Source organism: Microbispora sp. CSR-4 (assembly GCF_008033685.1).
Lineage (GTDB): Bacteria > Actinomycetota > Actinomycetes > Streptosporangiales > Streptosporangiaceae > Microbispora.
Window position 1 is genome coordinate 1 of sequence record NZ_VJVX01000115.1, and the last position, 7,897, is coordinate 7,897.

Annotated in this window: 5 protein-coding genes; 4 read left to right on the plus strand and 1 reads right to left on the minus strand. The window is 67.3% G+C overall.

The genetic code is table 11. The features are described 5' to 3' along the window. The first annotated feature begins 28 nt into the window (after positions 1 to 28). Positions 29 to 151 (plus strand): NlpC/P60 family protein, encoded by a 123-nt coding sequence (locus FLV34_RS38340; protein ID WP_261986068.1) that lies wholly within the window; start codon positions 29 to 31, stop codon positions 149 to 151. Positions 152 to 179: 28 nt separating this feature from the next. Here FLV34_RS38340 and FLV34_RS38345 read toward each other — a convergent pair whose 3' ends face one another. Continuing rightward, positions 180 to 1,538 (minus strand): RNA polymerase sigma factor RpoD/SigA, encoded by a 1,359-nt coding sequence (locus FLV34_RS38345; protein WP_168066650.1) that lies wholly within the window; start codon positions 1,536 to 1,538, stop codon positions 180 to 182. Positions 1,539 to 1,848: 310 nt separating this feature from the next. Here FLV34_RS38345 and FLV34_RS38350 point away from each other — a divergent pair, with 310 nt between their 5' ends. From FLV34_RS38350 to FLV34_RS38360, 3 genes are read left to right on the plus strand one after another with little or no spacing between them, the layout of a single operon-like run. Further along, on the plus strand, positions 1,849 to 4,851 hold the full coding sequence (locus tag FLV34_RS38350; protein WP_240972253.1) for a helicase-related protein: 3,003 nt from the start codon (positions 1,849 to 1,851) through the stop codon (positions 4,849 to 4,851). After that, on the plus strand, positions 4,848 to 6,698 hold the full coding sequence (gene drmB, locus FLV34_RS38355) for a DUF1998 domain-containing protein (RefSeq protein ID WP_142652648.1): 1,851 nt from the start codon (positions 4,848 to 4,850) through the stop codon (positions 6,696 to 6,698). Before FLV34_RS38350 ends, drmB begins: the two co-directional genes overlap by 4 nt. Continuing rightward, positions 6,692 to 7,798 carry an AAA family ATPase gene (locus tag FLV34_RS38360; protein ID WP_168066648.1) on the plus strand — a complete coding sequence of 369 codons (1,107 nt, stop codon included), beginning with the start codon at positions 6,692 to 6,694 and terminating at the stop codon, positions 7,796 to 7,798. The genes drmB and FLV34_RS38360 overlap by 7 nt, the downstream gene beginning before the upstream one ends. Positions 7,799 to 7,897 lie beyond the last annotated feature (99 nt).

Genomic DNA, 7,897 nt, shown 5'->3' on the forward strand with positions numbered 1-7,897 from the left:
CGCCTACAACCCCCGCGATCCCAGCACGATTCACCACGTGGGCCTCTACATAGGCGAGGGGAAGATGGTCCATGCCCCACATACCGGCAGCCATGTGCAGATAGCACCAATGTCCCGCAGCGACTACGCCGGGGCCGTGCGGCCTTCGTAGCGGAACGATTTGTACTCCTCTCGACGGGTTACTTGTATCTACCCACGGGCTTCTTCTGGGCCTTCTTCGAACGCTTGCGAAGGTGCGCGGGGATTCGCTCCCGGAGTTCCTCGGGAAGTCGCTCGCGGATCTGCTCCAGGGCCTTCGCCTCTATTTGCCGGATGCGCTCACGGGTCACGCCGTAGTGGTGGCCGATCTGTTCAAGGGTTTGGGGTTCGTCATCATCGAGGCCCAGGTGCCTGCGGAGGATGTCAGCTTCTTTTTCCGAGAGAGGGGCCAGCCACTCCTCGACGGCTTCCTCGGAGAGCATCTCCTGCAGCCTCTCCTCCGGCCCCGGCGTGGGGTCGGGCAGGGACAGGAAATCGCCCAGGTTGGCCCCGTCCCCGACGATTCGGTCCAGTGAGTCGGTGACCTTGCTCAGGGCGCGCGCCTCCTCCACCGCTCGGACGTCCAGGCCGGTGGCCAGCGCCACATCGACCGCGGTGGCGGACCTGCCGGCCCGGCGCAACGCTGACTCCGTGGTCGCGACCATGCGCATCTTCTCGTGCATGTGAACGGGGATGCGGATGGCCGCGCCCTCGTCGGCGATCGCCCGGGTTACTGACTGTCTGATCCACCAGGTGGCGTAGGTGGAGAACTTGTGGCCCTTGCGTGGGTCGAACTTCCGGGCGGCGCGGATGAGACCGAGGATTCCGTGCTGGACGAGATCTTCTTCCTCGAGCCCCTGCCCCAGGTAGCCCAGGATGACGCTGTACACCAGCCGCGTGTTGTGCAGGACGAAGGTGTTGCGGGCCACCCTGCGGATGTCGTCGGCGGGCAATGCGGAGAGTTCCTCGTCGGTCGGTTCGACCCCCACGCGGTCGACGCCGCCACGTAGCAGGATGCTCAACCCCATCTCCTCGGTTGCGCTGAGGAGGTGCCTACGGGGGTCGGCGCGGAACCGGTCGTCGCCAATGAGGCGCCGGGCCGCAGCGATGGCACGAGGGAAGTCGTACGTCCTGCCGGCGGGCTCGGCGGCGAGCTCGGGCTCACGTCTTGGAGGGGACGCTGGTTCTGGCCACGAGGAAACCGGTTCGTCATGCAGGACGACGATGCCGGCCATCTTCGCGCGCTCGGGGAGTGACGCGATCTCTTCGGCATCCAGCCCGGCCAGCCCGCCGAAACGACTCAGTTGCTCGCGCGTGACACGGCCTGTGGGGAGGTACCGGCGTACCAGCGCAAGCGCGCGCTCCGACCGCTCGGACGGCGCAACCGTTGCGGGCCTGGTGATGACGACCCGAAGGCCCATTTCGCCCAGCGCCGCCACGACGCGCTCGCGCGCTTCCGGGTTCAGTCTCATCTGCTCGGCGGCATCCTCGAAGACCCCGGCGGGCACGGCGCCGTTCACGGCGCTGCTCCTGAGCTGCCGCAGGACACGTGCCACGACTTGGTGGAAGCCCGGCTCCCCCGGGCGTGCCAATGGCGTCTCAACGGTCATGATTAGAACGTTCCCATAAGCCACCGACATTCAAGACAACCAAATTTCTGCGGCAAGCGTCTGTGTCCTTGAGCGTTGTTAGCATCCGGGTGTCCGGATGGAGCGGGAGGGGCGGATGTCGCCACGCGAGGAGCTACTGGGGTACCTCCGTCAGCAACTGATCGGGCCGGTCGGGGAAGTCACAGAGCTAATCGAGGAACCACCCAACCGGCGTTACCTGATGGGCACGCTCTACCCTCAGGACACCGACCGGCAGCAGAGCTTGACCAAGGGTGCCGAGGTCACCGAGCCGGGCGCCGCTCCTGAGGATCCGTCCGAGGAGACGCGCTTCGCGGACGACACCGTCCCGGACGCCAACGCCTGGCTGCCGTCCTCGATGGGGATCTCCCTCTACACCGACGCTGAAGAGCTGACGCTGGCCTGCCGAGGCGCCCGCTACGAGACGCTGCGGGGCAAGGTCAGGAAGTGGCAGCGCGTCCCGCTGGAGGAGTTCGAGGAGACCTTCAAGGCCGGAGAGGTCGAGAGGGACATCTGGGACAGCCGTGCGCAGATACGCCTGCGGTGGCGATCGTTCGCAGGTAAGCGGCTGGTGACCGTCGCGCTGGTCAACACCAAGAAGGCCATGGGGGACCACGGGTCCCAATGGGACGACATGCTCTTTCAGGTCTCGCTGGAGGTCAAACCGATCGGCGGCGAGCTGCTGCAATACCCGAGCATCCGGCTGACCAGCCGCGACCTGGAAGAGCAGGAGCTGCGCCTGCAGTACCGGCACGTGGTGACACACGCCGTCGGCCACAGCTGCGCGGTGGACGAGATCGCCGAGGACGGCCGGGTGGTTGGGCTCCGGACCCAGATGATGCCGGAGGCCGAGGTACCGGCGATCAGGCCCGCCGGGCCGTCCGGGCTACCTGTGCTGAAGCTCGCGCACCTGTCCGATCCGGACGTGGCGGAGCCCCGGCTGCACACGGAAATCATGGACTTCATCGGCGGCTATCGGAATTGGTGCCAGAAGCAGCGCACGGTCGACGTGCCCCCGGGAGCGCGGGAAGCGGCGGAGCGCATCATTGACAGACTGGACACCGCTGTTCGCAGGATGGAACTCGGGGCCGACGCGCTGTTCGCCGACTCCTCCGGCCAGGCACTTCGTGCCTTCCGGTTGGCCAACCGGGTGATGGCGCTCCAGATGCGGCACTCGGCGCGGGACCTCGGGGGACGGCGCCGTCCGCGTTCCGAGGCCGTCGCGCTGGATCCGGATCCCTCGCCCGGCGCGGCATGGCACCCGTTCCAGCTCGGGTTCTTCCTGCTGTCGGCCTGCGGGCTGATCGACGAGTCTCACCCTGACCGCGAGGTGGTGGACCTGCTCTGGTTCCCCACAGGCGGCGGTAAGACAGAGGCGTACCTCTTTCTGGCCGCCTTCGAGATGATCCTGCGCAGGCTGCGGCATGGAGATGACGGCGGCGGCACCGCCGTGCTCAGCCGATACACACTGAGCCTGCTGACGACGCAGCAGTTCCAGCGTGCCGCGACCACCGTCTGCGCCTTGGAGTACCTCCGACTGAAGGAGGACCCGGTGATTCCGGGCGGCCCGTTCAGCATCGGGCTGTGGGTCGGCGGCGGCACCACCCCCAACAAGTACGCCGAGGCGCACGAGATGTTCCGGCAGCAGCGCGAGGCCGCCAGGCCGAAGGACGTCTTCATCCTCGACCGCTGCCCGTGGTGCGGCACGCAGATCATGCCCACCGCCAAGTCCCCCGACATCGGTGACTACGGAGTACGGACGACCGAGACGTCCTTCCGGTTCCTGTGCCCCAGGAATGATTGCCACTTCCATGAACGGCTGCCGGTGGCGGTGGTCGACGAGCACCTCTATGCGGACCCGCCGACATTCGTCCTCGGGACCGTGGACAAGTTCGCCCGGCTGGCCTGGGAGCCCGACGCGGGACGGCTGTTCGGCGGTGAGTACCTGCCCCCCTCCTTGGTAATCCAGGACGAGCTGCACCTGCTCACCGGCCCGCTCGGAACCACCGTGGGTCTGTACGAGGCAGCCGTGCTCGAACTGTGCTCGTGGAATGGAGCCCGCGGGCCGAAGGTCGTCGCGTCCACCGCCACTATCCGGCGCGCGAGCGAGCAGATCCGCGCGCTGTACGGCCGCAGCGTTCAGCTGTTCCCCTCGGCGGGCCTGGACGCCCGCTACTCCTACTTTGCCGAACCGGATGACACCGTCCCCGGGAGGAAGTACGTCGGCGTCATGGCACAGGGCCACACCGCGGGCCGCGCAACTGCGGTGACGGCGGCCGCCATGTTGCACGCGCCCATGGAGCTGCCCGAGGAGCACCGCGACGACTACTGGACGCTCGTCGCCTACCACCACAGCATGCGAGAGCTTGGCCGGACCCGTACTGCCGCCGGTGACGAGATCCCCGCGCACCTGCGCGGCCTCGGCTCGCCTGGACGCCGTCGTGAACTGACAGAACGGCAGGTGGAGGAACTGTCCAGCAACCTCGACAGATCGGAGCAGCCCAAACTGCTGGACCGCCTCGAGCTGAGTTTCGAGGATCCTGACAGCGTCTCCATGGTCGTCTGCACCAACATGCTTTCGGTCGGAGTGGACGTGAAGCGGCTTGCGCTGATGCTGATGCTCGGCCAGCCGAAGGCGACAGCAGAGTACATCCAGGCGAGCAGCCGTGTCGGGCGGCACGGCGTCCCCGGGCTCGTGGTCACCTTCCTCAACGCGACCCGGTCGCGTGACCGCTCGCACTACGAGACGTTCGGCACGTTCCACAAGGCGCTCTACCAACATGTCGAGCCGACGAGCGTGACCCCGTGGTCGATCCCGTCCCGCCGCCGGGCGCTGCACGCCGCGCTGGTGATCCTTGTCCGGCACGGCCTCGGACTGTCGGCGGACGATCAAGCCGGCGACGTCCTCCAACACGCCAGCGAACTGGCCGAGGCCACATCCCGGCTGGTCCGCTGGGCGGCCAAGGCAGACCCGTCCGCCGCCGGCGAGGTGCGGGCCGACCTCGACGGACTCCGCCGGGCCTGGCTGGACGCGGCGGAGCATGCGAGGCAGGCGGGCAAACGCCTGTACTACAAACCCGCGGGAAAGGCGCAGGCGAGCCTGCTCAAGAACTTCGACCGGCCCGGCGGCATGTGGGAGACGCAGCATTCCATGCGTAGCGTCGACCGTGAATGCCAGGTCGTCGTGAAGGGGGCCGGGGAATGAGCAGCCGCAAGCTACGCATCCGGCAGGCACAGACGGTCGTACCTTTCGGGGTGGGCGCGGTGTTCGACGTCCAGGGCGAATCATTCGTCGCAGCCGGCATCGCTGACTGGCCGTCGCCACGGAACCTTGAACAGATCCACGCGCCCCGGCTGGAGCGAAAGCTGAAGGTCACGGGCCTGTGGGCGCCATTGCAAGCACCGGTTGCGGACTACGACGTCCCCGACGCGTCGGGGCCGGCGTTCATCCGCTTCCCGGCCTGGCTCTTCTGCGGATCGTGCCGTCGGATGACGCACTGGCGGATCCAGGACGAGAAGTTCGGACATCCGCCTTACTGCGCCTTCTGTAGTCCGCGGCACAAACTCACCCCGATGCGGTTCGTCCAGATCTGCGAGGCCGGGCACCTGGGGGACGTCGACTGGTGGTACTGGGCGCACTCCCAGCTCACGCCCGAGGAACGCGACAGATGCCCAGGGTCGACAGCGCTGAGCTTCGAGGCAGGAGAGAACGCCACCGGGCTTGAGGCGCTGACGGTGCGATGCCGGCACGAGGAGTGTGCGGCGGCCCAGAGAGACCTGCTCGACATCCTGGGCACGCAGAAGATGCGCTGCTGCGGGCGCAATCCCTGGGAACGGTTCAGCGAACGGAAGGACTGCGGGGAGCAAATCCAGATCGTGCAGCGGACCGCAGGCAACGTCTACTATCCCGTCGTCCATTCGGCGCTCGACATTCCAGCCCCCGCAGCGCCCGTGGTGGCCGACGAGGCAACGCGGCGGATTCGGGAGCACCCATACTTCGGCATGCTGTGCCAGTCGCCCGACGCACCGGGAGCGGACGGCCTCATCGTGCTCATCGCGGGAGTGACCGAGGCCGACCCATCGCTCGTCAAACGGCTGGTGGAGGAGGAAACCGGGCAGGCCGCCAGCCCCGAGGCAGCGCCCACCGGGGAGGGGCCCGATCTCAGCAGGGGCGAGTGGGCCGCCTTCACCGCGACCAAACCCGCGCGCAGCGCCCATTTCGTCACCCGCGAGGTCAACCTGGGCTCGTCACGAGAGCTTCCGTGGACTGAGCTGGAGGCGAGGATTTCGCGGGTCGTCGTGGCCGAACGAATCCGTGAGGTCCGTGCGCTCCAGGGTTTCAGCCGGGTCTCCCCGGAGGGCCGGATGATTCCGGTGGACCCATCGGGACGCCGACGCTGGTTGCCCGCCATTGAGGTGTTCGGCGAAGGGATTTTCCTGACGCTGAACGAGGAACTGCTCAGGCAGTGGGAGGCCCTTCCGCAAGTTCGCACCCGCACCGCGGGAATGCAGGCAGACCTGGCAAAGTCGTTCCAGCGGGACCGGATCGAAGCCTTCGCCGGTCCCCGGCTGCTGCCCCGGCTCCCTTTGCTGCACACACTGGGGCATCTTCTCGTCCGGCAACTGTCCTTCGAGTCCGGGTACAGCGCCGCGTCACTGCGCGAGCGGGTGTATGCGCGTTCTGTGGAGGGCGATGATCACCAGTACGGACTGCTCGTCTACACCGCCTCCGGCGATGCGGAGGGCACCCTGGGCGGTCTCGCGCGTCAAGGCGAACCCGACCTGCTTCCCGAGCTTCTCCTACGGCTCCTGGAACAGGCCGCCTGGTGCTCGGCCGACCCGCTGTGCTCCGAGCACGGCGGCCAAGGGTACGGCAACCTGAACCGGGCGGCATGCCACGCCTGCGCACTCATCCCCGAGACCAGTTGCGAGGTGGGCAACATTCTGCTCGACCGGGTGATGGTGGTCGGCGGCTCAGGAATTCCGGGGTTCTTCGAACCCGTCGTGCAGGCTGCTCGGGAAGAGGCGGCGCACCAGGTCGGTGCGTGGTGACCATCGGCTATCTCGACCTGCTCTCCGAGCAGCGTCACGTGCTAGACCAGCTCGCCAAGCCCGGCCATCACCTGGTCAGCGGACCGCCCGGGTCCGGCAAGAGCCTGCTCGCGATCCACCACGCCGCCGCGCTGGAGATCGTCGGCCGTCCCGTGACGCTGATCGCGCATTCGAAGCTACTCGGACAGCATCTGACTGCCGGCGGTGCGCAACTCGGCGTGTCGTTGCCGATCATGACCTTTCACGGCTGGGTGCACGCCTGGTACCGGGAGGCCACCGGCTCGCCACTCGGCGGAGCGAGGATCGGCGCCTTCGACTGGACCCGCTTGATGTCTGCGGCCCTGCACGACACCGGACGACGAGGACATGTTCTCGTCATCGACGAAGCGCAGGACCTCCCGCAGGAGTTCTTCGGCCTGTGCAGAGTCCTCGGAATGGACGTGGTCGCGTTCGCCGACGAGTGCCAGCGGATCACCAGTACCCAATCCACGCTCAATGAAATCGAGAAGGCTCTCGGCGGGTGCGGACGGCTGGAGATCAGCACCAATCTGAGGAACCCCCGCCCGGTCGCGGAACTCGCCCGCCACTTCTACCCGGGGCTGCACCAGCCGCCGCTGCCGCACCGGGACGGGCCGGTTCCGGTGCTGCTGCGGCGCCCGGAAGCGCGCCGTCCATTCGCGCGCTGGCTCGCCCGCTATGCCGAGACCCATCGCACGCGCACGATCGGAGTGGTGGTCAAGCACAGCCGTGAGCAGGGCGAGTTGCTGGCGGAGATCGAGCGGGTGAGCCCCGGCCTGCGACCGCAGATCTATGTCAGTGCCGCGGAAGACGCGCGGTACCGGAAAGTCGACCCAGATCGTTCGGGTCTCCGACTGGTGAATCGGGCGAGCGTCAAGGGCCTGGATTTCGACACTGTGATCGTCCCGGATGCGCATCTCGACACGGACGATCCGTCCAGCGCGGATTTGAAGATGAAGTACTACGTGCTCGTCACGAGGACGCGCGGAGAGCTTTACATCTGCTATTCCGGGGACCAGGAACCGCGGATGTTTGACGGCATACCGCAGCGGACCCTCGTCCGACAGATTCTGCCTGGTTAGCCTCGATCTTTCACGTTCATCAGGTCGCTGGCTGAGCGGTTCGGCTGGAGTGTGAAATCGCGGTCGTGGTCAGCCTGGTGGCCCGGCTGTCGCGCCGGG